General features: G+C 50.5%; 30 protein-coding genes and 1 pseudogene. 23 read left to right on the top strand and 8 right to left on the bottom strand.

Annotated elements, in window-relative coordinates; all coding sequences use genetic code 11:
• A complete protein-coding gene (locus OGV89_RS13095; protein ID WP_286558772.1) occupies positions 1-1014 on the bottom strand; it encodes a phage integrase in 1014 nt (337 codons plus the stop codon).
• Positions 1014-1601 carry a phage repressor protein CI gene (locus OGV89_RS13090; protein ID WP_248244857.1) on the bottom strand — a complete coding sequence of 196 codons (588 nt, stop codon included), beginning with the start codon at positions 1599-1601 and terminating at the stop codon, positions 1014-1016. Before OGV89_RS13090 ends, OGV89_RS13095 begins: the two co-directional genes overlap by 1 nt.
• A 127-nt stretch (positions 1602-1728) precedes the next feature.
• Between OGV89_RS13090 and OGV89_RS13085 the strand changes: the two genes are divergently transcribed.
• The 8 genes and pseudogenes from OGV89_RS13085 to OGV89_RS13050 all read left to right on the top strand — a co-directional run.
• Positions 1729-1992: a hypothetical protein gene (locus tag OGV89_RS13085; protein WP_100778841.1), complete on the top strand. Its 264-nt coding sequence runs from the start codon at positions 1729-1731 to the stop codon at positions 1990-1992.
• Positions 1993-2022: 30 nt separating this feature from the next.
• Positions 2023-2532: a phage regulatory CII family protein gene (locus OGV89_RS13080; RefSeq protein ID WP_286558769.1), complete on the top strand. Its 510-nt coding sequence runs from the start codon at positions 2023-2025 to the stop codon at positions 2530-2532.
• Between the two features lie 7 nt (positions 2533-2539).
• On the top strand, positions 2540-2740 hold the full coding sequence (locus OGV89_RS13075) for a phage filamentation protein Fil family protein (protein ID WP_286558768.1): 201 nt from the start codon (positions 2540-2542) through the stop codon (positions 2738-2740).
• Positions 2704-3042, top strand: coding sequence for a DUF5347 domain-containing protein (locus tag OGV89_RS13070; protein ID WP_286558766.1), 339 nt, complete (start codon positions 2704-2706; stop codon positions 3040-3042). The genes OGV89_RS13075 and OGV89_RS13070 overlap by 37 nt, the downstream gene beginning before the upstream one ends.
• Positions 3043-3110: 68 nt before the next feature.
• A complete protein-coding gene (locus OGV89_RS13065) occupies positions 3111-3338 on the top strand; it encodes a DUF2732 domain-containing protein (protein ID WP_286558764.1) in 228 nt (75 codons plus the stop codon).
• Positions 3338-3559, top strand: coding sequence for a TraR/DksA family transcriptional regulator (locus tag OGV89_RS13060; RefSeq protein WP_286558762.1), 222 nt, complete (start codon positions 3338-3340; stop codon positions 3557-3559). Before OGV89_RS13065 ends, OGV89_RS13060 begins: the two co-directional genes overlap by 1 nt.
• A 1-nt stretch (position 3560) precedes the next feature.
• The gene (locus tag OGV89_RS13055; RefSeq protein WP_286558760.1) at positions 3561-5783 is read left to right on the top strand and encodes a replication endonuclease; all 2223 of its coding nucleotides are present in this window, start codon (positions 3561-3563) and stop codon (positions 5781-5783) included.
• 109 nt (positions 5784-5892) lie between these two features.
• Positions 5893-6063 (top strand): annotated as a pseudogene (locus OGV89_RS13050) (DinI family protein); the annotation flags it as partial.
• Between the two features lie 88 nt (positions 6064-6151).
• Here OGV89_RS13050 and OGV89_RS13045 read toward each other — a convergent pair.
• The 5 genes from OGV89_RS13045 to OGV89_RS13025 form a co-directional block, all read right to left on the bottom strand.
• Complete coding sequence (locus tag OGV89_RS13045; RefSeq protein WP_286558758.1) at positions 6152-6823, bottom strand: hypothetical protein; 672 nt, start codon at positions 6821-6823, stop codon at positions 6152-6154.
• A gap of 12 nt (positions 6824-6835) precedes the next feature.
• Entirely contained in the window at positions 6836-7951 is a 1116-nt protein-coding gene (locus OGV89_RS13040) for a hypothetical protein (RefSeq protein ID WP_286558756.1), read from the bottom strand.
• 2 nt (positions 7952-7953) lie between these two features.
• Positions 7954-9012: a PD-(D/E)XK nuclease domain-containing protein gene (locus OGV89_RS13035; RefSeq protein ID WP_286558754.1), complete on the bottom strand. Its 1059-nt coding sequence runs from the start codon at positions 9010-9012 to the stop codon at positions 7954-7956.
• 430 nt (positions 9013-9442) lie between these two features.
• Positions 9443-10477 (bottom strand): phage portal protein, encoded by a 1035-nt coding sequence (locus tag OGV89_RS13030; RefSeq protein WP_286558752.1) that lies wholly within the window; start codon positions 10475-10477, stop codon positions 9443-9445.
• Complete coding sequence (locus tag OGV89_RS13025; protein ID WP_286558750.1) at positions 10477-12246, bottom strand: terminase ATPase subunit family protein; 1770 nt, start codon at positions 12244-12246, stop codon at positions 10477-10479. The genes OGV89_RS13030 and OGV89_RS13025 overlap by 1 nt, the downstream gene beginning before the upstream one ends.
• A gap of 164 nt (positions 12247-12410) precedes the next feature.
• Here OGV89_RS13025 and OGV89_RS13020 point away from each other — a divergent pair, with 164 nt between their 5' ends.
• From OGV89_RS13020 to OGV89_RS12970, 11 genes are all read left to right on the top strand, one after another.
• Positions 12411-13274 carry a GPO family capsid scaffolding protein gene (locus OGV89_RS13020; RefSeq protein WP_286558748.1) on the top strand — a complete coding sequence of 288 codons (864 nt, stop codon included), beginning with the start codon at positions 12411-12413 and terminating at the stop codon, positions 13272-13274.
• A gap of 31 nt (positions 13275-13305) precedes the next feature.
• Complete coding sequence (locus tag OGV89_RS13015) at positions 13306-14466, top strand: phage major capsid protein, P2 family (protein ID WP_286558747.1); 1161 nt, start codon at positions 13306-13308, stop codon at positions 14464-14466.
• Positions 14467-14469: 3 nt separating this feature from the next.
• Positions 14470-15228, top strand: a complete 759-nt coding sequence (locus OGV89_RS13010) for a phage terminase small subunit (protein WP_286558746.1) — start codon at positions 14470-14472, stop codon at positions 15226-15228.
• Positions 15229-15327: 99 nt separating this feature from the next.
• Positions 15328-15834, top strand: coding sequence for a head completion/stabilization protein (locus OGV89_RS13005; RefSeq protein ID WP_286558744.1), 507 nt, complete (start codon positions 15328-15330; stop codon positions 15832-15834).
• Positions 15834-16037, top strand: coding sequence for a tail protein X (locus OGV89_RS13000; RefSeq protein ID WP_046276226.1), 204 nt, complete (start codon positions 15834-15836; stop codon positions 16035-16037). Before OGV89_RS13005 ends, OGV89_RS13000 begins: the two co-directional genes overlap by 1 nt.
• Positions 16028-16249, top strand: coding sequence for a phage holin family protein (locus OGV89_RS12995; protein WP_088168994.1), 222 nt, complete (start codon positions 16028-16030; stop codon positions 16247-16249). The genes OGV89_RS13000 and OGV89_RS12995 overlap by 10 nt, the downstream gene beginning before the upstream one ends.
• Positions 16233-16739, top strand: coding sequence for a lysozyme (locus tag OGV89_RS12990; protein ID WP_286558742.1), 507 nt, complete (start codon positions 16233-16235; stop codon positions 16737-16739). Before OGV89_RS12995 ends, OGV89_RS12990 begins: the two co-directional genes overlap by 17 nt.
• Positions 16739-17164 (top strand): Rz-like lysis system protein LysB, encoded by a 426-nt coding sequence (gene lysB / locus OGV89_RS12985; protein ID WP_286558740.1) that lies wholly within the window; start codon positions 16739-16741, stop codon positions 17162-17164. The genes OGV89_RS12990 and lysB overlap by 1 nt, the downstream gene beginning before the upstream one ends.
• Positions 17052-17297 (top strand): Rz1-like lysis system protein LysC, encoded by a 246-nt coding sequence (gene lysC, locus OGV89_RS12980; protein WP_286558738.1) that lies wholly within the window; start codon positions 17052-17054, stop codon positions 17295-17297. The genes lysB and lysC overlap by 113 nt, the downstream gene beginning before the upstream one ends.
• On the top strand, positions 17260-17727 hold the full coding sequence (locus OGV89_RS12975) for a phage tail protein (RefSeq protein ID WP_286558736.1): 468 nt from the start codon (positions 17260-17262) through the stop codon (positions 17725-17727). Before lysC ends, OGV89_RS12975 begins: the two co-directional genes overlap by 38 nt.
• Positions 17720-18175, top strand: coding sequence for a phage virion morphogenesis protein (locus OGV89_RS12970; protein WP_286558734.1), 456 nt, complete (start codon positions 17720-17722; stop codon positions 18173-18175). Before OGV89_RS12975 ends, OGV89_RS12970 begins: the two co-directional genes overlap by 8 nt.
• A gap of 70 nt (positions 18176-18245) precedes the next feature.
• On the opposite strand, the gene OGV89_RS12965 is transcribed toward OGV89_RS12970, so the two are convergent.
• A complete protein-coding gene (locus OGV89_RS12965) occupies positions 18246-19025 on the bottom strand; it encodes a HEPN domain-containing protein (RefSeq protein ID WP_286558732.1) in 780 nt (259 codons plus the stop codon).
• A 167-nt stretch (positions 19026-19192) separates the two neighbouring features.
• On the opposite strand from OGV89_RS12965, the gene OGV89_RS12960 reads away from it, so the two are divergent.
• Genes OGV89_RS12960 through OGV89_RS12945 form a run of 4 tightly spaced genes read left to right on the top strand, consistent with a single transcriptional unit; the run spans position 19193 to position 21618 of the window.
• Complete coding sequence (locus tag OGV89_RS12960; RefSeq protein ID WP_286558730.1) at positions 19193-19834, top strand: phage baseplate assembly protein V; 642 nt, start codon at positions 19193-19195, stop codon at positions 19832-19834.
• Entirely contained in the window at positions 19831-20181 is a 351-nt protein-coding gene (locus OGV89_RS12955; protein WP_286558728.1) for a GPW/gp25 family protein, read from the top strand. The genes OGV89_RS12960 and OGV89_RS12955 overlap by 4 nt, the downstream gene beginning before the upstream one ends.
• A 5-nt stretch (positions 20182-20186) precedes the next feature.
• Complete coding sequence (locus OGV89_RS12950) at positions 20187-21095, top strand: baseplate assembly protein (RefSeq protein WP_286558726.1); 909 nt, start codon at positions 20187-20189, stop codon at positions 21093-21095.
• Positions 21088-21618, top strand: a complete 531-nt coding sequence (locus tag OGV89_RS12945; RefSeq protein ID WP_047090164.1) for a phage tail protein I — start codon at positions 21088-21090, stop codon at positions 21616-21618. Before OGV89_RS12950 ends, OGV89_RS12945 begins: the two co-directional genes overlap by 8 nt.
• Positions 21619-21625: the final 7 nt, after the last annotated feature.

The raw sequence follows: 21625 nt of genomic DNA, 5'->3' as shown, positions 1-21625 counted from the left end.
TCAATAGTGGTGAGTAATTTCGAAATCTAATGGGTTGAGCTTAACTGCATCCTCTAAATGATCAGGTGCAAAATGCGCATAACGCATCGTCATCTTTATATCGGTATGCCCGAGCACACGTTGAAGCACCAGTATGTTTCCACCGTTCATCATAAAATGGCTGGCAAATGTATGGCGCAGAACGTGTGTCAATTGCCCGGCTGGCAGCTCTATACCGGTTCTCTCCAGGGCGGAGCGAAACGCGCCATAACAGTCAGTGAACAGGCGGGATTTTTTATCAGCCGGGAGCTTACCATAAAGCTCTTTGCTTATTGGGACAGTACGGTTTTTCCGGCCCTTTGTGTATGTGTAGGTGATTTTATATTTTGTTAGCTGGCTTTTTCTGAGCCCTTCCGCTTCCGACCATCGCGCACCCGTTGAAAGGCAGATTCGAACCACCATTTCCAGATCGGGGTGCTCATGCCTGCAACATTCATCCAGCAGCAGATTGATTTGGTCCTTATTAAGCCACGCCATTTCAATTTCTTCAGTGCGAAAAGGACGCATGTTTTTTAGAGGATTTTCGCCCTTCCATTCACCCAGGCGGCTTAGTTCATTGAATACGGCGCGAAAATAAGCCAGCTCTAAATTGACCGTGCGCGGGGAAACCTCTTTGACACGATTAGAACGAGCGAATTTCCCCGCAATTCTTTTTTCGCGGTAACGTGAAAACATCTGCGCGTCAAAGTCTCGTGCCAGCGGTTCGCCCATACATTCAAAGGCGTGATGCATTGCATCTTTGCGCTTTTCGCCATCCTTAAGCGTGATCCCGTGGGCGCTGTACCAAGCATCAACCAGCTCTTTGATAGTACGTCGGTCTTCTGGTTCGTCATTCCATGGCTTTTGAATTGTGTGTTGTTCGAAAGCCAATGCTTCGCCTTTCGTGGCGAATTTCTTACGGATTCGTTTCCCTTTGGGACCATTAGGGTATAACTCACAAATCCACCCACCTGCAGGATTCTTTCGAACTGCCATTAGTTGACCTCGCTGTACTTCCCTATCACTTTTCCGACTTTAGTAATTTCCTCAACACCACATTCGAACGGAACTTTGCCACCTGCAACGTGCAGCCTTTTACCGGGTAGGACAGTTAGTTCCCTAATACTAACCGCCCCCTCTATATCAATGAGCCATAGACCATCAGATAAAGGCGCGGAACGTTCGATGAAATAAGTTTGATTGTCCAGAGTGATGCACATCGGTTCGGTTAAAGGTTTCCCAAACAGCATAGGGGATACAGGAAAAATGCTCGTATTGTGAATTTCGCCATCTAAAAGCGTGAAGTACGGGACCGCAAGAGTATCAGGTGTGAGATTCTGGATAGGCTCGCCACTAAATTTCGGCCCCTCTCCAGTGATTAACCAGCTAATGCTTGCTCCAGTATCAAGAGCACAATACACAGCAAAATCATATGATAGCGGGCCCCTGCGGTATCTATTTGAGAGCGAGCTGGCAGCAATATCGAAGTGATTTGCTAGCTGAATTTTTTGAGTAAAGCCGTAAACCTCGCAGATGCGATCCAAGACCTTAACATTATCAACTTTGCTTAAATCTATCTTCATATTGGAATTCCATGTTGACTACAGCTTTTTTAAGCTGTAACTTTTCTAAAGTCGAAGTCACTGATGGCAATCGCTGCTAATCGTTAGCAATCTGTGACAAACATTAACGAACTGGGAATGATGCAACATGGCTAGTGAAATTACAATCGTCAAAATTCCACGCGAGAAGGTCTATCCAGAAGAATTTGCCTCTCTGGAGGGCGTTTCTCTTAGCACCGTTCGCCGCTGGACAACTGGCAATAGCCCTTGCTTGCCTATCGAACCCCGTGTAATCAAGCCTGGTTGTATTCGTGCAGGTGGTCGTGTCCGGATCCTTTACGCACAGTGGAAAGAAAAGCAGGTCCGTGATGCATTGGGCCACTCCCGTTTTCAAATCATCGTTGGCGCGTAATTCACTTTATGTGAATTTTAAGGATGCAACATGTTTGATTTTCAGGTTTCCAAACATCCCCACTATGACGAAGCATGCCGCGCCTTTGCGCAGCGTCACAACATGGCGAAGCTGGCCGAGCGTACGTGTATGAATGTTCAGACGTTACGTAACAAGCTCAACCCAGAACAGCCTCACCAGTTTACGCCGCCTGAATTGTGGCTGCTGACTGACCTGACTGAAGACTCAACCCTTGTTGATGGTTTTCTGGCGCAGATTCATTGCCTGCCATGCGTGCCGGTTAATGAGTTGGCTAAAGACAAACTGCAGTCTTATGTCATGCGAGCAATGCGTGAACTCGGCGAGCTGGCAAACGGTGCGGTCTCTGATGAGCGTCTGACCCCGGCCCGTAAGCACAACATGATTGAGAGCGTTAATGCTGGCATTCGCATGTTGTCATTATCGGCGCTGGCGCTGCATGCGCGTCTGCAGACTAATCCCGCTATGTCGAGCGTGGTCGATACCATGAGCGGTATTGGCGCATCGTTCGGGTTGATTTGAGGTGCGTATGCTGAAAAGTGAACCGTCATTCGCATCTCTGCTCGTTAAGCAAAGCCCCTGCATGCACTACGGCCACGGCTGGATCTCAGGTAAGGACGGCAAGCGCTGGCACCCGAGCCGCTCACAGACTGATTTACTGGCAGGCCTCTCTACTCAAAAGCAGGGGGAATCATGGCTATCGAAGCTGTTTCCGCGACTATTCCGCTAAAAGCGGGTGAACGTCTGGCCGGTCTCAATCATGTGGCTGAATTGCGCGCGAGATATTGGGGCGATAGCTGGAAAGAGGTTGAGCGTTTTGTCCATGATATGCGCGATAAACATGACCCACAATTTGAAGAAAATAATCGTGCGCTGGCCGCTATTTTTTTTCTGGCAAAAATATCAGCAGCTCGTCATGAGCTCAAATTAAGTGAGCTGACTACTGAGGAGAAAAAAGCGCTTATTACCGCGATGAATCATTTTCGCGCAGTAGTGAGCTTATTTCCCAAACGGCTAACCATGCCGAATTAATCCAGACAGAACAATTAATGGCGTAAACCCGCCGGGCCTTTTATTGCCCGAAATCAGGAGAGTTACTAATGCGAAATACCCAATTCCGTAGTTTTAAAACTGACAGCGATGCGCTGGCCGTATTGCTGACAGATGCCAGAAAAGAAGAACGCAAAGACCGCGCCCTCGCTGTTTCAATCCGCCTTGAGGCGCTGGCTATCCACATCACCAAAGAGGGCATGAACGGCACAGAAGCTGCCGAATTGCTGCGCCGCGAAGCCTGCAGCTTTGAGAACGAATCACAGGAGCTGCACTAATGGCCGACGCAATGGATTTAGCACAACAGCGCGAGCAGGAAGACCGCGAGCGTCACATCAGCAATGCTCGCAGCCGTAACGCTGCACCGTCTCGCCTGCTGTGCGAAGAATGTGACGCACCCATCCCGGAGGCACGCCGTATAGCGATATCGGGTGTGATTTTTTGCGTAACCTGCCAGCAAATCACAGAGCTTAAATTAAAGCATTACCGGGGGGTATGAATTGGCTATTCAATTTGCTTACCCGTGGAACACTCCGGGGTCTGCATTAGCCAGCCCATATCTCACCTATGAGCAACAGCACCGCCGCGACAGAATGTTCGCGGCTTTGCTGCATGCGCGAAAGGCGCTTGCCCATCAGCCAGAGTGTGTGCGATTTGAGGTTAACCGCACGGCTACCATACTAGAGCAAACGCAGGGCAGTGAACGAGCCAATGCCTTTTTAATCAGCTTTTGCAAAAGGGCATTGCCGCGTCTCGAACTGGTTGCCAAAAAATATGAATGTATCGGTATCAAAAGCGACGTTTCTGCTGCTGTTTTCGGTGGTCATTTTGATACTCAGTTAATGCAATATCTGGCGTCACGTATGGTGAATATGATTGCCAGATTTAACCGACTCCCGGATATGTCGCGTGCTGATATCGACCTGCTGGCCGGTGACATTGCTAATTTCATCCGTTCGGAGCTGGCTAATATCGACGACGCCGGGTTTGGTGAGCTCAAAACGCTTTATGCCTGGTACATGCGCGCCGGATTTATCTCACAACAATTCAATGTCACCCCTCCTCACTGGGAGCGAGTGACAAAGAAATTCTTCGACAAAAATGACATTGCCCCCGCTGTGATCCGCATGTTTACCGAAACATGGTGGCGAGGTCGTCTGCGTCGTGTCGCGTCTGCATGGCGCGAACATCTGCAAATTGCTGTCGGTAATGTCAGTAAGAAAAAACATGTCTATGCGAGTATGAACTGTGTAACAGACTGGCGCGAGCAAAAGCGTAGGACGCGTGAGTTTCTCAAGGGGCTTGAGCTTGAGGATGAAGAAGGCAACCGGATTAGCCTGATTGAGAAATATGACGGCTCGGTCGCCAATCCTTCGATCCGCCGTTGCGAGCTCATGACGCGTATTCGCGGTTTCGAAAACATCTGCAATGACCTCGGCTATGTCGGCGAATTTTACACCCTCACTGCGCCATCCAAATATCACGCCACAACCAAAGCGGGATACCGGAACAGCAAATGGAAAGGCGCCAGCCCGTCAGATACGCAGGGTTATCTCATCAGTCTTTGGGCGCGCATCAGGGCGAAACTGCATCGGGATGAGATCCGCATTTTCGGCATCCGTGTCTCCGAACCGCATCATGACGCAACCCCTCACTGGCACATGCTTATGTTTATGTTACCTGAGGATGTCGAACGAGTTCGCCGCGTCATTCGTGATTACGCATGGCAGGAAGATGGTCACGAACTGAATAGTGACAAAGCCAAAAAAGCACGCTTTCACGCCGAAGCGATTGACCCGGAGAAAGGCAGTGCGACCGGCTATGTCGCTAAATACATCTCAAAAAATATCGATGGTTACGCCCTCGATGGCGAAACCGATGACGAAAGCGGTGAATTATTAAAAGAGACAGCGCCCGCTGTTTCAGCGTGGGCGGCACGCTGGCATATCCGTCAGTTTCAGTTTATCGGCGGTGCGCCGGTGACGGTTTATCGTGAGCTGCGTCGCCTCGCTGATACAGAAATCGCGCACGGCCTGAGCGTGGAATTTGCTGCTGTACATGATGCTGCTGATGCTGGCGATTGGGCCGGTTACGTTAATGCTCAGGGCGGCCCGTTTGTTCGCCGTGACGATCTGCAGGTGCGCACGCTGTACGAACCGCGTGATGAGTTTAACCAGTATGGAGAGGAAACGGCTTGTATCCGTGGTGTTTACGATTCTGAGGTCGGTGCTGGCACTCCAATTTTGACTCGCCTGACACAGTGGAAGATTGTGCCGAAGCGTGCCGTTGATTTGGCCGTTGACGTTAAGGGCGCAACCGCGCCCTCTCGGAGTTCTGTCAATAACTGTACGGGAAGCGAAAGCGATCCGCCGGAACTCGATTTATCAAAACCCCTGAGTCGACATCAAAGGCGAGAGCTAACGAACCGACTCAGGAAACCAAAGCCACCAAAAAGGGATAAATTTATCCACGGAACGGATGAGCAAAATGCCGCAATAGCGAAAACTATCGACGAGATACATCTGATAACCGGCATAACCATTAGCCGGGGCGAAGCCCTGCACCTAATGGCAGCTGGTAAAAGTTGCTTTGACGGTAAATGGCTGCGCGGAACGTCCAAAGGTGAAATATTCTCCGTAGCGCCATCGCATCAGGCAAAAGCTAGGAGAATCCTCAGTCGTGTTGCTATTTTGGCTAGATCCGCAGCAAGTGAGTATCGTTAATGTTTATCGATATCATGTACATACGTTGCTCTTCAGCCTTATTTTTCTTCACATTTTTAATCATTACGTGTTACTGTATGTATATACAGTGTCTCGTGATGGAGGTTGTGTGGATAGAGAGCTGAATGAACAGGTCATGATTGAACGGGTCGAAATGATTGCGCGTCTAACGACTGAAGGAGTTTGCCAAGAAAGAGACCGTGAAATTGCTTTGGGATTGATAGCGGAAATTGCCAAAGGTAATTTGATGAGAAACAATACCGTTACTATTTTTTTTACGGAAAAAATTACTAATATTAAATAGAGTATGATTTAAATATGTTTGGAAAAGCACTCTGAAGGAATTAGAGTGCTTTTCAATTTGAGAGCTAAAAGGTGAATTGTTCTACGGTAGAAAAAATCTTGTCAAAAATTTCTTCAGAAAAACTGATGGAACCATTAGTGTTTACTTCTAATGACTCATAACCAGTGTTGTCTTTAACATTAAGTTTAACTTTATCAATTGTAAACTTTGCATTTTTGAAAATATTTCTGATCTCATCTATAGCATCACTTGAAGATTCAAGCTCCAAAATACCAGATGTATGTTTACTAAAAGTTAAATCTTTTAACTTTGCTTTATGTACTTGTACTTTTTCAAAATGAGGCGTGAGAAATCTAATGAAGTCATCAATCCTAATATTGAGGCAAGAAATGCTGAAATCAGATTTCGTTGATTTAATAACATTAGTTATAAAATTTTTGATACTCCGGGGAGGAGATTCAATTATTAGAATGAAATTATTGTTTTTGGTGTTGCAAAGCCAGAAATTAAATTGAATGTATTTAAGGTGTGTGTACTCGGTTTCATTCCCATAAGGGTCTGTAATTATTTCACAGACTTCAATTTTCTCAATATATCTTGATGATATAAATTTATCTTCATAAGAGTTAATGCTAAAACCCCAACCTTTATCACTGTCAAAAGGAGAGTTAATTATGGATGTATATAACCCATCAAGTCCAGCTGGGAAGTTGGCAGTAAACCATTTCGTTTTCATAACAACTCCTTTTTATTTGTCAGCGACAACCTCAAGCGTATTGGAGGAAATTATTCTATTTGAAATATCTCTAGCCGTATTTTCAATGGATAATAATAGCACATTTTCTTTTTCTTTATCTACATTTTGACGGTTAGTATAATCGCTTGCCTTTTTATATTTATAAACTCCACGAACTAGATATGAGAATAGTTTACAATTATCAGGATCTACAAACTGCGCCTCAAACTCATACTTATCTGAATCCTTAAAGCTTTCTACAACAGAGTTCCATACAATCTTAGTAATATAGAACCCCTTGCTTAATAACTCTGCTAGTTCAGGAGATTCTAGCACTCCACGCCCTTTAAGTGAGGCCTTTGAGATATGATAGCCAGTATCAATAACCGCATCATCCTCATCTTCTGAGTCGCTTTCTTCTTGAGCGGTTTTTTTAGCCTCAAGAATAGGATGTGTAACATAAACATCGGAGACGTCTACACATTTATAATTAGGCATGCTGACAATCAATTCTTTAAAAAATTTGCTTCTTTCAGATGGGTCTTTAATTGTCTCAAGTGAGATTTCATCAAGGCTTGCCGGATCTTCTGTATTATCTTCCTTAATTTTTTCAATAAGACGTTCGTTGAAGTCACGCGCCTTAGCATTCTGTGGGAAACGAGTGATGAACTCACCTGCTTCATTTACTTCTACTTGTATTTTAGCTTCACGGGATGATGATTGACGAAACTCACTCATTTTGAAATCTAATTTCACATATTTAACTGAGATTTCGAATCCTTTCTCAGTATAGTTTATATTCGTAACATCCCCTTCTTTTTGAAGGTCTTCACAGATGGATTTAATGGTTGCTTCCATTCCATCTTTGTTAATACTGGTATTGACAATGTTGATAGATACTTTCTCTCTTCTACCTACTGAACCAAGAATTTCAGAAAGATATTCAAAATCAGAGTAACCATGATAATTTTTTGAAAAATCCAATGCTAAAGCTTTGCGCTTTGTTTCTTTAGATATAATTATGCCCCTTTTGAAAAACAGGCTTTTCATATCTTCATGAGTAACCTTCGTTTGATTGAGGGCATCAAACATTGCTTTGTCGTTTACACTGTATAAGCCGATTTTCATAACTATCGCTCCCAACCAATTTCAACAGAACTAAAACGAGGCTTGGTAAATTCTACTTGATGGAAATCAATGGCGTTAATTATTGTTCTTTTATGCTCGTCAAATCCCCATTCTCGACAATAAGTTTCTTTAGCGCGCATAAAAATACCCCGGACATCTTTATAAATGTTGGGGTGAACAATTCTGATTCTGATTTTCTCATTTCCATCCAGAAGTTGATATTTTGATAATGTGTCAAGGATGTAAACAAATTCTAACTCGTTCTTCCCTTCACCGTTATAATAAATGATGTATCCGTGATCAAAAGTTTTTTCCCACTTGTGAGTTTCTTCATCACAGTGTTTCACATCATTGTGCTTAATAATTAAGAATGGGCCCGTGAGTAGTTCAACCGTCGCTGGGTGTTCCTCTGGTGAACCACTAACTTTATGTAGTGATAGATCAGGATAAAAGAATTGATACCCTCTACCAAGAGGAAACTCTCTTTTGTGACTTAGTTGGGATAAGTCAGTAATTATTGATTGTAGGTAGTTTATTGTTCTTGGCTCAATAATATGGATTTTTTGCCCTTGTTTTAAAGGAATGTTATCAAGGTTTATACCTCGCTTCTTTTTGTCAGTCTCAGAGTTGTGTGACTGATAAAATACATCATAGAACGATTGGTCAAAATCACCGTCATGATTATAAACAAACAGCATTCCTCGAACTTCAGAAGAGCCACTTTGATAAGAGTATCGTTCTTTCCACTCTTTACTTCCTTCGGCACAATCAATTGAGTTAGCCAGCGAAACCAACGCGTTACGCATCGAAGTCGATGTTATTGAACCTTTAACGTAACTTTTCAAGTCTGTGTTCAAAAAAACTGTTCTATTCAAGTATGGATCTTTGTAGGAAAAGACAACATCTGTTGGATGTGTTCCAGCCTTAGTTTTATGTTGATCTTTTTTCATGCATGGGAAGTTTTCGTTGGTTGAACCAACAAGATCCCATTTAAACCATTTGAATAAATCAGAAGAAATTTTTTCTGCCATTGCTGAAATGTTTTGTGTTTCACCTGCCATGGGTAGTCACCTATGTTTTTTGATAAGTCCCTAGTTGCCATCAGATTGCCAGTATCATGCGTAAAGTGATGAAAAAGGCATGGCCGATCGATCAGTATCATAATCTCGATTTCTTTGCATTACTCTGCATGAAAATGCATGCATTTTTACAACAATGATCAGTCACTTGGATGTAGAAAAGGCTAGGAAATTATGAGAAATGCAACTGCATTAAATCCGACCCATAAAGCGGGCAGGCGTGGCGGGGATAGCATTGCGCGCTGAGCGTGATATTTATTTTATTTTTCCAGAGCCTGAGCGCGGCGCTATGGCGTTTTAATTGCTGTGGTCGAGTCGTAAGGTGCTGAGGCGTTGAGACAGCGTGTCGTGGCGCTGAGGGCGTTGTGTGCGGTGGGGGTAAAGCCGCCACGACGGGCGGCTTTGGATGGAGTTAATCGTCGTCGCCGAGGCTATATTTTTCGAAGCGGATAATCTCTTCACCCGCCCACTCGTTCAACTCCATAAACCGCGCCTGTAGCGGGGTTAGTTCGTTACGCACAAAAACCTTTGCCACCTTCTCAACGTCACCCACGGAGCCGACGTTCTCAGGCTTACCGCCCATAAGCTGGAATGGGATGCGGTGCGCGTCGAGCAGGTCAGCGGCGCTGACCTTCTTGATATTAAAAAAATCATCCTTCGTGGCGACTTCGCTCAGTGGCACGATTTTAATTCCGTCTGCTTTACCATTCGGCGCGTAGAAAAACAGGTTCTTAAAATTGCCGAGCCCTTTCGAATCGCGCATCGCCTTTCGTAGTGCCTCGACGTCGGTGCTGCTTTGCGCGGCGTCGGTCACATACATGATGTAACCCGCATGCGCGCCGTTCTGGTAATACTTGCGACGGAACAGGGTCGCCGATTCATTCAGCCAGGCTGAATTGAGTGCGCTCAGGTATTCCGGCATCCCGTAAAGCTCCTGATTAATATCGGGCTCGAGCAGGTGGAAGACGGAGCCGGGTGCGAACTGGTGCGGCTGCGTGTAGCTCTGAATGTACCAGTACACGCCATCCTCGATGCCACGGCGGGTATATTTCGCCGGTGAGGTTTCCAGTTTTAACGGCTTGCCGGTCAGGCCGCGACGCTCTTCGATAAACGCATTGCCAAACACCAGATAGTCGAGCGCAAACCGGGTGAAATCCTGACGGGATAACAGCGGATGCGGGATGTAGGTCGACACCAGAATATTACGCTTCACGTAAATCGGTGAGCTGTGGTGCACGGCGGCGCGCATACTTTTCGCCAGCCCGGAGAAACTCACCGGCGGCTCGTACCACTGGCCGTTGTCGATGCACTCGACGTAATCGAGAATATCGCGGCGATCGAGTACCGGTGTCGGCTCACCAAAGGTGAATGCTTCCATACTCTGCGCCGGTGCGGCGGTGTGGTTTTGGGGGCGCGGCGGCTGGCGCTTGTTACGTTTCTTGCTCATTAGTTCCACTCCATGATGCTGGATGACTGCTCACCGGTCGCGGCGGTCAGCGGCTCATTGATTAATACGTGCATGGTTGCCCAGGCGAGATCGGCGTGACTGGCTTCCTCGGTGCGGCTGGCCTCATAGGTCGAGCTGCGCCCGCTGCTGGTCATGGTTTTGCGGATAGACATAAACGACTGCGTGATATCGGTCGCGCTGACGTCGTACTCGAGGCAACCGCGGCGAATGGTGTCTTTGGCTTTGAGCACCATCGCGGTTTTCATTTCCGGCGTGTAGCGGATTTCACGTGCAGCCGGGTAGAAAGACCGCACGAGCTGGAATACGCCCTGACCAAGTCCGGTCGCATCGATGCCGATATATTCCACGGTGTATTTTTGCGTGAGCTCGCGAATGGATTCGGCCTGCTGGGCGAAGTCCATACCTTTCCACTGGTGGCGCTCGAGGATGCGGAATTTGCCACCGGCGACGACCGGCGGCGCGATGACGACACACCCGGCGCTGTCGCCACGTAATGACGGGTCGTAGCCAATCCATACCGGGCGATGACCGAATGGCCGCTCGGCGAATGGCGCGTAGTCCTCCCATTTTTCGAGGCTGTCGACCATGCAGCGTTGTAGCTCTTCGAACGGGAATACCGACGCTTTATCGTCGACGAACTCGCACATAAACAGGTTGCGGAACTCATCGACACTGTTCTCGCGCTTCAGCGTATCGATGTTGAACAGTGTGCACCCTTTGGCGAGTGCGTCCTCGATGGTGACAATCTGTCGCCACTGGCCGTCAGGACAGGCGACGCCCTTCGCGAGTACGGCGTGACTGATATCGATATCGACGCGCTCGCTCTTGTCTGAGCGCCCCTTGTTGAACTGCTCACCCGACCAGAACGGGTAAGCGCCGTGCGCCAGCGATGAGGGGGTCGAAAAATAGGTCGTGCGTAAATGCTCCTGTGACGACATGCCACCGGCGACGCGCTTCAGTTTCTGAAAGTTGGGGATCCAGAAAATTTCGTCGACATACAGGTCACCGTTGTGACTCTGTGCCGTGTTGGCATTGGTACCGAGAAACATCAGCTCCGCGCCATTGTTGCCGAGCACAATCGGGTCGCCGGTAAGCTCGACGTCAACCTGTCGGGCAAAGGCGATGATGTATTTACGGAACACGTAGGCCTGTGTCTTACTGGCCGATAAAAATATCTGGTTGTGACCGGTCTTCAGCGCCTGTAACAGCGCCTCACGTGCAAAATAGAACGTCGCACCAATCTGTCGCGATTTCAGGATGTGCCTGATGCGGTGCGCCAGTCCCGCGCGCCACCACTCGAGCTGATAGTCGAAAGACTGCTCGAGGAAAATCTCTTCGAGTTTCTCGATAGCCTCTTCGCTGAAAAAATTCTTTTTCGGCTTCTTCTTTTCCCCTTTGTTGCGGTTGGCCACGTTCGGGTTTAAATCCGCTTCGTTGCCGGTCTGGCCGTAACGGTTAACCCGCGCGAGGCGCTCCATCTGGCGCGCCAGAAAATCCGCGACCTTAAAGTCGTGAGCCGTCAGGTCTGGCTTTGCATAGAGCTGAATGAGTCGCGCCTCGAGCGTGAATTCGACCCGATTTAACGGGGCGGTTTCTTCCCATTTATCGCGCTGCTTCCAGCTCTGCACCGTGGGGCGCTTGACCTGCAACTGCTCCGCGATTTGTGGCACGGAATAGCCCTGCCAGAACAAAAGCGCGGCCTGTCGGCGAGGGTCGCTGAGTAGTGATGTGTCGTTGGTAGGGGTCATAAAACCTCACTGTGATGAGTACACGGCAAGGCTAAAGATTCAGGGGGGATGAATCGCTAACCCCCTGTTGTGTCAGGGGTTGCACTTCTGTAACCGGTGGCTGGCGAGTGGGGGAGTCGGGAAACTATATCCGACCCGATAACCCAACTCAGGACACCTGACTCATGGCTAAAAAAATTTCGAAATGGTTTCGCATCGGCGTCGAGGGTGACACCTGCGACGGTCGCGTAATCAGTAAAACTGATATTCAGGAGATGGCCGACGGCTTCGACCCGCGCGTCTATGGCTGTCGCATCAACCTCGAGCATATTCGCGGCATTTACCCCGACAGCCCGTTTTGCCGTTATGGCGATGTTGTGGGCGCAAAAGCGGAAGTGATCGACGACGATTCGGCGCTCAAAGGTAAGCTGGCGCTCTACGGAAAAATCGCCCCGCTCGACAACCTGCTCGCGATGCTGGCGCAAGGCCAGAAGGTTTATACCTCGATGGAGATCCGCCCGAACTTTGCTAACACCGGCAAATGCCACCTCATCGGGCTGGCGGTCACCGATGACCCTGCGAGCCTCGGTACCGAATACCTGCAATTCTGCTCCCGCGCACAACAAAACCCTCTGGCCGGGAAGAAAGACCAGCCGGGCGACCTGTTCTCAGTGGCAACCCTTGCCGAGCTGGAATTCGAAGACTTGCCCGACACCCTGCTGACTAAACTCAGCGACACCGTGAAAGGCATCTTCAGCCGTAAACAGACTGACGACGATGCGCGTTTCAGTGATGTATGTGAAGCCGTGACCGCCATCGCCGAACGGGTGCAGACCGGCGGCGAAAGCGCCGAGGTGCGTTTCAGTGCCATTGAAACCGAACTCGCCGACGTCAAAAAAGCGCTCGTCGAACAGGCCGACGCCACCTCGCAGCAATTCAGCACCCTGACCACCACGCTGGAAAACACCGAAAGCAGATCACAGGTGCGCCGCAAGTTAAGTACCGGCGGTGACGGTGATTCGGCGGTCTCCGCGCTGACCGACTGCTAACCCCTGATAAACCCGAAGGAAAAGAAACGCCATGCGTAAAGACACCCGTTTTAAATTTAATCAGTACCTGAGCCGTATCGCTGAACTGAACGGCATCGAGGTCAGCGACCTCAACAAAAAATTCACCGTCGAGCCGTCGGTGACGCAGACCCTGTTTGACAAAATCCAGCAGTCGTCCAGCTTTCTGAAGCTCATCAACATGGTGACCGTTGGCGAGCTGACCGAAGAGAAGGTCGGTATCGATGTGACCGGCTCCATTGCCAGCACCGCTGATACCGACGGTGGCGTCGAGCGTAAGACCGCTGATTTCGCGAAAATGGATGCGTACCGCTATTTCTGCCATCCGGTGAACTTCGACTATCACCTGAAGTACAACAAACTCGACCTGTGGGCGCGTTTCCAGGATTTCCAGATCCGCATCCGTAATGCCATCATCAAGCGTCAGGCACTGGATTACATCACCATCGGTTTTAACGGCGTGAGCCGGGCGGCGACCTCTGACCGTAGCAAAAACCCGTTACTTCAGGATGTGGCTGTCGGCTGGTTGCAGAAATACCGCAACGACGCGCCTGAGCGGGTGATGTCCAGCATCACCGACGCTGACGGCTCCGTGATTTCGAATACCATCAAAGTGGGTAAAGGGGGGCATTACGCCAACCTTGACGCGCTGATTATGGATGCTTTCGAGTCGCTGGTCGCGGAGATCCACCGTGAGAATCCGGAAATGGTTGTCATCTGTGGTCGCCGTATCCTGACCGACAAATACTTCCCGATGATTAACAAATTCCAGGCGAACAGCGAACAGCTCGCCGGTGAGCTGATTATCAGCCAGAAAACCATCGGTCAGCTTCAGGCAGTGCGCGCGCCGTTCTTCCCGGCAAACAGCGTTTTCATCACCACGCTGGATAACATTTCGATTTATCTGTACGAGGACGGTCACCGCCGCCACATCGTCGAAAATCCAAAACTCGACCAGGTGGAAAACTACGAACAGGTCAAAGTCGATTTCGTTATCGAGGATTACGAGGCCGGTTGCCTAATTGAAAATATCGAGATCCTCGACCCGGAAGAACCCGCCACCTCTGAACCAGTGAGCGCGGAAGTCTTCGCGGCGGCAATGGTCAAAGCGATGCAGTCTCTGACAGGCAGCGCACCGGCTGAAACCAGCACCACTGACGGCACGGAGGCATAACCGATGGCAACCCCCGCACAGCGTCACGCGATGCGGGTCTCGGCTATCAGGGTATCGCAGCGGGATAACGCCCCGCTGCGTCATGCCTCACCTTACGAGCAAATGCTCGTCAAGCTGGCCGCAGACCGCCGGACGCTATCAGCAATTCGTTCTAAAGAACGCAAAGCGGATAAAAAACGCGAAATACTCCCGCTGTACCTGCCGTGGGTCGCTGGCGTACTGGAAAGCGGCACCGGCGCACAGGATGACATTCTGATGACGGTGATGCTCTGGCGTCTGGATGCGGGGGATATCACCGGCGCTGTCGAGATTGCGCGCTATGCCCTGCATTTTGGCCTGTCTATGCCGGAAAACCATTCCCGCACCGCGCCTTATATGCTGGCCGAAGAGGTCGCCCTCGCAGCAACCCGCGCACGTATTGCCGGTGGGCCGGTCGACGCCGCGCAACTCCTTTACGTCATTGGGCTGACTGCTGAAGCCGATATGCCTGACGAAGTGCGCGCCCGGCTGCATAAGGTCACCGGTCTGACCCTGCGTGATGCTGGTCAGCTTCCTGATGCACTGGCACACCTGCAACGCGCCTTACAGCTCGATACCCACGCTGGGGTAAGAAAAGACATTGAGACCCTCACTCGTGAGCTGAACCCGAAACCGGTCGCCGTCAAAAAAACAGCGTCGAAAGCCGCGAAAAAGGTACCCGCGAAAAAACAAGACTTACTGGTGAAACGAGGGCGGGGACGCCCGAGGAAAGTCACCGGTTAACAGAACGCTCCCCGAGCCGGGCGGCACGCCGGTCAATGCGGGTATTGATTGCCCTGACTGCGACCGGCGTCCACCGCCCACCCATTACCCGAGGTTGTCATGACGACAGTAATTATTGAGCCAAAAAAAGAGCCGCAGGACGTGCCGGGTGTGGCCATTCCGCCACCGAGCGTGAGTGAGCCGGTAATAAAAAACACCTTCTTTTTTCCTGATGTGGATCCGAAGCGTGTGCGCGAGTTGATGCGTCTGGAGCAGACCATTTCCGCGCTGCGCCTGAATGATGCGATTAAAGCCGGTATGGCTGAAACCAATGCGGAGCTTGCCCTGTGGCGGGTTGAGCAGATGGCTGCAGGGCATGAAACGCTGGCTGATGTGCCTGCCAATGATATCGATGGCGAAAGCGTGCGCTGTTTCCACTATTTCCGCGCCGTCTGCGCCATGACCAGCGCCACGCTGTTTGAGCGTTATCGCGGCATCGATGCGACGGCGAAAGGCGACCGCAAAGCGGAAAGTACCGAGGCGGTTATCGATGAACTGTGGCGGGATATGCGCTGGTCTGTAGCGCGTATTCAGGACAAGCCGCGCTGTATTGTCGGTCAAATCTGATGAAGGTCCGGGCGATGCAGGGTGACACCCTCGATGCGATTTGCGCCAGGTATTACGGGCGCACTGAGGGCGTCGTTGAAACGGTGCTGCAGGCGAATCCGGGTCTGTCAGAGCTGGGCGTTATTCTGCCGCACGGCACGGCAATCGAACTGCCCGAAACCGACAGCGCCCCGAAAACCGAAACGGTGAATTTATGGGACTGAGTGTGGAAAAAATCACGACGTTTATCGCTTACTGGCTGGCCGTGGGGCTGGCGTACTTCGGGGCAATGTCCCCTGAAAAGCTGGCGCTCTATGTGGGGAGTGCCTGCGCCATTTTTACCGCGCTGACGAATTACTGGTTTAAGCGCAAAACCTACCGCTACCTGACCTCACTCGGACTCGATAAGGAGGCTGTCCGTGAGCTCAATCATTAAACGCTGCAGTGTGGCCGCCGTGCTGGCGCTGGTGGCACTGGTGCCTGACTTTCGTCTGCTTAACACCTCGCCCGAGGGGCTGGCGCTGATTGCCTACCTCGAAGGATGTCGCCTGACACCTTACCAGTGCAGCGCGGGAGTGTGGACGTCGGGCATCGGCCACACTGCCGGGGTGGTCCCGAAAGGGGATATTACCGAACAGCGCGCGGCGGAGAATCTCGTTGCCGATGTGCTCAATGTCGAGCAACGGCTCGCGGTCTGTGTGCCGGTGGATATGCCACCGCGCGTCTATGACTCGCTGGTCAGTTTTGCGTTTAACGTCGGAACCGGCGCTGCCTGCCGGTCGACGCTGGTCTCGTTTATCAAACGTCACCAGTGGTGGCAGGCGTGCGACCAGCTCACCCGCTGGGTGTATGTCAACGGCACAAAAAATAAAGGGCTGGAGAACCGCCGTGCACGGGAGCGGGCTTACTGCGTAAAGGGGATGTAATGAAAGTGCTGATGATCCTGCTGGCAGGGTTGCTCGCCGTGGTGCTGTGGCTGCGCCACGATAACGCGAACTTATCCCGATCTTTTGAGAAAGCAAACCGCGTCGCCAGTGAGCAAAAGATGACGATTGGCATGCTGAAAAGTCAACTTGCCGTATCGCAGCGAATCGCCAGGGCGAATGAAAATGCGCAGGTCAGACTCGGAGATGAGCTGGCCGTCGCCGGTGAGCAGGCGGCAAGGCGGGAAGAAACCATAACGAGGCTGATGAATGAAAACGAGACGTTACGCCGCTGGTACAGCGATAAGCTGCCTGATGCTGTGCACCGGTTGCACATCCGAACCGGCTGCGCCTCCGCCGCCCGTTGTTTACAACGCCTGTCCGAAGGTGAACCTCTGCCCGATGCCGGGAAGCAACCCCGTTACTAACGGTGATCTGAGTGTCGATATTCGCAGGCTTGAGCACGCGCTCACCGCCTGTGCGATTAAGGTCGAAACCATCAAAGACTGTCAGGATAAAATCGATGCAGAAAATGAAAAGCCTGCGCAAAGCGCTGAATGACGCCGTCCCTCAGCTAATGAATAACCCCGAGATGATGCATATCTTTGCCGATGAGGGGAATATCGATGCGCGTCTCGCGGCTTCGCTGTCCCATGAAAAGAAATACACGCTGAATGTGATCGTGTGTGACTTTGTCGGCGACCCCGACCTGATTTTTGTGCCGGTGGTGGCGTGGCTGCGAGAAAACCAGCCGGATATCTGCACACTCGATGAGGGGCGTAAAAAGGGCTATCGATTCCAGATGGATTTAAATGACGGGGATAATGTTGATATCAGTATCAGCCTGCAACTGACCGAACGCACTCTTGTCCGGGAGGAGAATGGCACGTTACACGTCAGCTATGCCCCGGAGCCGCCACTGCCGGTACCTGTTACACGACCAACTGAGCTGTATATCAATGGCGAGCTGGTGAGTAAGTGGGATGAGTGAATTAACGCCTTTTGATAACCAACTGGCAGGGCTTATTGGGGCATTGGCACCGGCGTCTCGTCGTAAGCTGGCCGCTGAAATTGCGAAAGAACTGCGCAGATCGCAACAGCAGCGCATCAAGCAGCAAAAAGCGCCTGACGGCACACCGTATCAGGCTCGTAAGTTCCAGCCGCTCAGGGCAAAAAAAGGACGAATAAAGCGGACGATGTTTCAGAAGCTGCGAACGAGTCGTTACATGAAAGCCAGTGGCCGTAATGATGCTGCTGTGGTGGAGTTTACAGGCAAGGTGCAGCGCATCGCGCAGATTCATCAGCTCGGACTCAAAGACCGGCCAAACTTGCATGCCAAAGACGTGCAATATCCCGAACGCCAGTTGTTAGGGTTTAGTATTAGTGAAAAGAGAATGATTGAGAATATATTTACCTCTTATTTTAGTGATGGTAAATAACTTTTAAAAGATAATATTTGCTTTAACACTGTAGGCGCTCACCTTAAATCGGTGAGCGCAAGGATATTTTTTACGGTGTGGTTTTGTCCTCTGCAATAACCCAATCTTTTGCTAAAATATCATGTATGCTGAATATGTATGGAAATTTTGATTCATTTTTTGAGATTAAAGTGTAACTTAGGTCTAGTTTTGTTGTGATCATAATTGATGATAGTTGAGGTATGAGAAGGAAAATTGCCTCTGCTTTCCGCACTAAATTGATATCTATTTGGGGCCTAAAATTTGCGTCGTGAACTACTCTGTGTCTAATTTTAAAGGCATCTTCTAAAATGATGCGCCAATCTGGAATTAAATTGTTTGTTATCATTTTAGTTGCTATCTTTCCGTTGAACCCACAAGGTGCAAAGTCTAAGCTGCAAACTTTTTGCAGGAAATTATCACCCCATAATCCATTGTATGCTTCCTCCAAATCATTTAGATTTTGGAAGTTGAAGCTCTTACTTAAGAGCTCAGGAAGAGTAATGTCACTACTATCGTAGGACGAAGCATTAACAGCCATCTTTTCTAAAAGGCTATTTGTTAGCTTGTTATCTCTTGAGTGAACATATACAAACACATCTCGGAAATAAGTCTCCCAGCAACTTACTAAAAATACGAAATACTGTCTGTAAGCTATTTTGAAAAGATCTTTTTTATCTGGCTCGTTAGATAATAATGAATGCATTAAGTTGCAGTGTTCAGAGATGTTTTTCAGGAAGGCGAGGGTGAAGCCCTCGAATGGTTTTCTTGTTTCGCGGAGTAACGTTAATTCTTCAATGATGTGTGGTTTTTTTTTTCTTATCTTACGCATAATATTTCCTCAGTCATCTTGGTTGGATGGGGTTATTCCTTGGTATGTTAAAAATAACGTGCGTGCTCTTCAAGTAATTTAACGCAATGAGTATGTTCAAGATTGTGTAGTGCATGGGAGAACGTCTGGAGATAGAAAGAAATTGTTCGAAAGTGCATTTTTAAGTGATGACTAATTTAACTTCCATTCAGGATATCGCCCGCGCGATCCGAAACCTTATCCGCACCGGCATTGTGACTGCAGTCAATCCCGATGAGGGGCTTTGCCGTGTCCAGACCGGCGGCATGCAAACTACCTGGCTAAACTGGCTGACCTGCCGCGCCGGTCGCTCGCGGGTCTGGTGGGCTCCCTCGGTTGGCGAGCAGGTGCTTATTCTTGCCATTGGTGGCGAGCTCGATACCGCCTTTGTGCTGCCCGGTATTTTCTCTGATGACCATCCCGCGCCGTCGGCCTCGCCTGATGCCTTTCACGTTTCCTTTCCTGACGGGGCGGTTATCGAGTACGAGCCTGAAAGCGGAGCACTCACAGTGAGTGGTATCAAAACCGCTGACGTCACCGCGTCGGACGCCATTACCGCAACGGTGCCGCTGGTAATGGTCAAAGCGTCCGCCCGCATCACGCTCGATACCCCCGAGGTGGTCTGCACCAACAAACTGACCACAGCCACGCTTGAGGTGCAAAAGGGCGGGAAGATGAGCGGCAACATCGAGCACGGCGGCGGCACGTTTAAATCAAACGGCGTACAGGTGGATGACCACGGCCACGGCGGCGTTAAAGCCGGTGACAACTGGACGCAGGGGACAAAATGACAGTGAGTTATCTGGGTATGAACAGCCAGACCGGGCTCAGTATTTCTGAGGTTGAGCATATCAGGCAGAGCGTGTGCGACATTCTGGTCACGCCGGTGGGCTCGCGCGTTATGCGCCGTGAATACGGCTCGCTGCTGTCGGTGCTTATTGACCAGCCGCAGACCCCGGCGCTACGCCTGCAGGTTATGGCCGCGTGCTATTCCGCGATCCAGAAGTGGGAGCCACGCGTCAGCCTGACGACCATCACCTTTGAACGCGGGGAGAATGACGGCGCGATGTATGTCGATATCACCGGCACGCGGTCGACGTCAGGCCAGCCCTTTTCTATCACCATTCCACTGAGTTAAACACTATGGCTATTGTTGACCTGAGCCTGCTCGCTGCGCCTGATGTGGTGGATGAGCTGGATTATGAAACCATTCTGGCAGAGCGAAAGGCGACGCTTGTCTCACTGTATCCCGAGGAACAGCAGGAGGCGGTCGCGCGCACGCTGATGCTTGAATCGGAGCCGATTGTTAAGTTACTGCAGGAGAACGCTTACCGGGAGGTTATCTGGCGTCAGCGCGTGAATGAATCGGCTCGCGCGGTCATGCTGGCGTATGCCGCCGGTAATGACCTCGATAATATCGGCGCAAATTTCAGCGTCGGGCGTCTTGTTATCACACCTGCCGATGAGACCACGCTGCCGCCCACACCTGCCGTTATGGAGTCGGACACCGATTACCGTCTGCGTATTCAGCAGGCGTTTGAAGGAATGAGCGTGGCCGGGTCTGTCGGCGCTTATCAGTTCCATGGTCGCAGCGCTGACGGGCGGGTCGCAGATATCTCAGTAACCAGCCCGTCACCCGCCTGTGTGACGATTTCTGTGCTGTCGCGTGAAAACAACGGCGTCGCCTCTGATGAGTTGCTCGCCGTGGTACGTAACGCACTTAACGCCGAAGATGTCAGGCCGGTCGCAGACCGTGTGACGGTGCAGTCAGCCGACATTGTTAACTACCAGATAACCGCCTCGCTTTATCTCTATCCCGGTCCCGAGAGTGAACCCATTCGCGCCGCTGCCGTGAAAAAGCTGGAGGGCTATATCAGTGCACAGCACCGCCTCGGGCGTGACATTCGCCTGTCTGCCATTTATGCCGCGCTGCATGTTGAAGGTGTCCAGCGTGTGGAGCTGGCCGCACCGGTGGCTGACCTCGTGCTCAGCAGTGCGCAGGCGTCATTTTGCACTGATTACAGCATTGTGATCGGGGGCTCGGATGAGTGATACCCGTCTGCTGCCGGTGGGCTCGTCACCGCTTGAGGTGGCGGCGGCGCGTGCCTGCGCGGATATCGAAAACACCCCCGTCCCGCTGCGTCGTCTGTGGAGCCCTGACACCTGCCCGGCAAATTTGCTGCCGTGGCTGGCGTGGGCGTTTTCTGTTGACCGCTGGGATGAGAACTGGCCGGAGGAAACGAAGCGCGCGGTCATCCGTGATGCGTACTTTATTCACTGTCACAAAGGCACTATCGGTGCTGTTCGTCGGGTGGTGGAGCCACTCGGTTATGTCATCAACGTTACGGAGTGGTGGGAGACCAGCGACCCGCCCGGCACATTCCGGCTTGATATCGGTGTGCTGGAAAGCGGCATTTCTGAGGAAATGTATTTTGAAATGGAGCGCCTGATTGCGGATGCGAAGCCCGCCAGCCGTCATCTGATTGGCCTGAATATTATCCAGGACATTCCCGGTCATATGTATGTCGGTGGTGTGGTGTATGACGGCGACATTATTACGGTTTATCCCGGATGAGTGAGGA

Origin of the sequence: Citrobacter sp. Cf125, from assembly GCF_030333935.1 — a bacterium.
Classification (GTDB): Bacteria; Pseudomonadota; Gammaproteobacteria; order Enterobacterales; family Enterobacteriaceae; genus Citrobacter; species Citrobacter freundii.
This window is presented reverse-complemented; position numbering and strand designations above follow the sequence as displayed.

Excerpts from the sequence above, each read along its gene's own strand:
- OGV89_RS13070 (WP_286558766.1), top strand. The coding sequence starts at position 2,704 with ATGGCTATCGAAGCTGTTTCCGCGACTATTCCGCTAAAAGCGGGTGAA.
- lysB (WP_286558740.1), top strand. The coding sequence starts at position 16,739 with ATGAAAGTGCTGATGATCCTGCTGGCAGGGTTGCTCGCCGTGGTGCTG.
- OGV89_RS12995 (WP_088168994.1), top strand. The coding sequence starts at position 16,028 with ATGGGACTGAGTGTGGAAAAAATCACGACGTTTATCGCTTACTGGCTG.
- OGV89_RS13025 (WP_286558750.1), bottom strand. The coding sequence starts at position 12,246 with ATGACCCCTACCAACGACACATCACTACTCAGCGACCCTCGCCGACAG.
- OGV89_RS12965 (WP_286558732.1), bottom strand. The coding sequence starts at position 19,025 with ATGCGTAAGATAAGAAAAAAAAAACCACACATCATTGAAGAATTAACG.
- OGV89_RS13065 (WP_286558764.1), top strand. The coding sequence starts at position 3,111 with ATGCGAAATACCCAATTCCGTAGTTTTAAAACTGACAGCGATGCGCTG.
- OGV89_RS12960 (WP_286558730.1), top strand. The coding sequence starts at position 19,193 with ATGACTAATTTAACTTCCATTCAGGATATCGCCCGCGCGATCCGAAAC.
- OGV89_RS12970 (WP_286558734.1), top strand. The coding sequence starts at position 17,720 with ATGAGTGAATTAACGCCTTTTGATAACCAACTGGCAGGGCTTATTGGG.
- lysC (WP_286558738.1), top strand. The coding sequence starts at position 17,052 with ATGCTGTGCACCGGTTGCACATCCGAACCGGCTGCGCCTCCGCCGCCC.
- OGV89_RS12955 (WP_286558728.1), top strand. The coding sequence starts at position 19,831 with ATGACAGTGAGTTATCTGGGTATGAACAGCCAGACCGGGCTCAGTATT.
- OGV89_RS13045 (WP_286558758.1), bottom strand. The coding sequence starts at position 6,823 with ATGAAAACGAAATGGTTTACTGCCAACTTCCCAGCTGGACTTGATGGG.
- OGV89_RS13080 (WP_286558769.1), top strand. The coding sequence starts at position 2,023 with ATGTTTGATTTTCAGGTTTCCAAACATCCCCACTATGACGAAGCATGC.
- OGV89_RS13075 (WP_286558768.1), top strand. The coding sequence starts at position 2,540 with ATGCTGAAAAGTGAACCGTCATTCGCATCTCTGCTCGTTAAGCAAAGC.
- OGV89_RS13095 (WP_286558772.1), bottom strand. The coding sequence starts at position 1,014 with ATGGCAGTTCGAAAGAATCCTGCAGGTGGGTGGATTTGTGAGTTATAC.
- OGV89_RS12945 (WP_047090164.1), top strand. The coding sequence starts at position 21,088 with ATGAGTGATACCCGTCTGCTGCCGGTGGGCTCGTCACCGCTTGAGGTG.
- OGV89_RS13035 (WP_286558754.1), bottom strand. The coding sequence starts at position 9,012 with ATGGCAGGTGAAACACAAAACATTTCAGCAATGGCAGAAAAAATTTCT.
- OGV89_RS12950 (WP_286558726.1), top strand. The coding sequence starts at position 20,187 with ATGGCTATTGTTGACCTGAGCCTGCTCGCTGCGCCTGATGTGGTGGAT.
- OGV89_RS13085 (WP_100778841.1), top strand. The coding sequence starts at position 1,729 with ATGGCTAGTGAAATTACAATCGTCAAAATTCCACGCGAGAAGGTCTAT.
- OGV89_RS13000 (WP_046276226.1), top strand. The coding sequence starts at position 15,834 with ATGAAGGTCCGGGCGATGCAGGGTGACACCCTCGATGCGATTTGCGCC.
- OGV89_RS13040 (WP_286558756.1), bottom strand. The coding sequence starts at position 7,951 with ATGAAAATCGGCTTATACAGTGTAAACGACAAAGCAATGTTTGATGCC.
- OGV89_RS12975 (WP_286558736.1), top strand. The coding sequence starts at position 17,260 with ATGCAGAAAATGAAAAGCCTGCGCAAAGCGCTGAATGACGCCGTCCCT.
- OGV89_RS13015 (WP_286558747.1), top strand. The coding sequence starts at position 13,306 with ATGCGTAAAGACACCCGTTTTAAATTTAATCAGTACCTGAGCCGTATC.
- OGV89_RS13010 (WP_286558746.1), top strand. The coding sequence starts at position 14,470 with ATGGCAACCCCCGCACAGCGTCACGCGATGCGGGTCTCGGCTATCAGG.
- OGV89_RS13060 (WP_286558762.1), top strand. The coding sequence starts at position 3,338 with ATGGCCGACGCAATGGATTTAGCACAACAGCGCGAGCAGGAAGACCGC.
- OGV89_RS13020 (WP_286558748.1), top strand. The coding sequence starts at position 12,411 with ATGGCTAAAAAAATTTCGAAATGGTTTCGCATCGGCGTCGAGGGTGAC.
- OGV89_RS13005 (WP_286558744.1), top strand. The coding sequence starts at position 15,328 with ATGACGACAGTAATTATTGAGCCAAAAAAAGAGCCGCAGGACGTGCCG.
- OGV89_RS13030 (WP_286558752.1), bottom strand. The coding sequence starts at position 10,477 with ATGAGCAAGAAACGTAACAAGCGCCAGCCGCCGCGCCCCCAAAACCAC.
- OGV89_RS13090 (WP_248244857.1), bottom strand. The coding sequence starts at position 1,601 with ATGAAGATAGATTTAAGCAAAGTTGATAATGTTAAGGTCTTGGATCGC.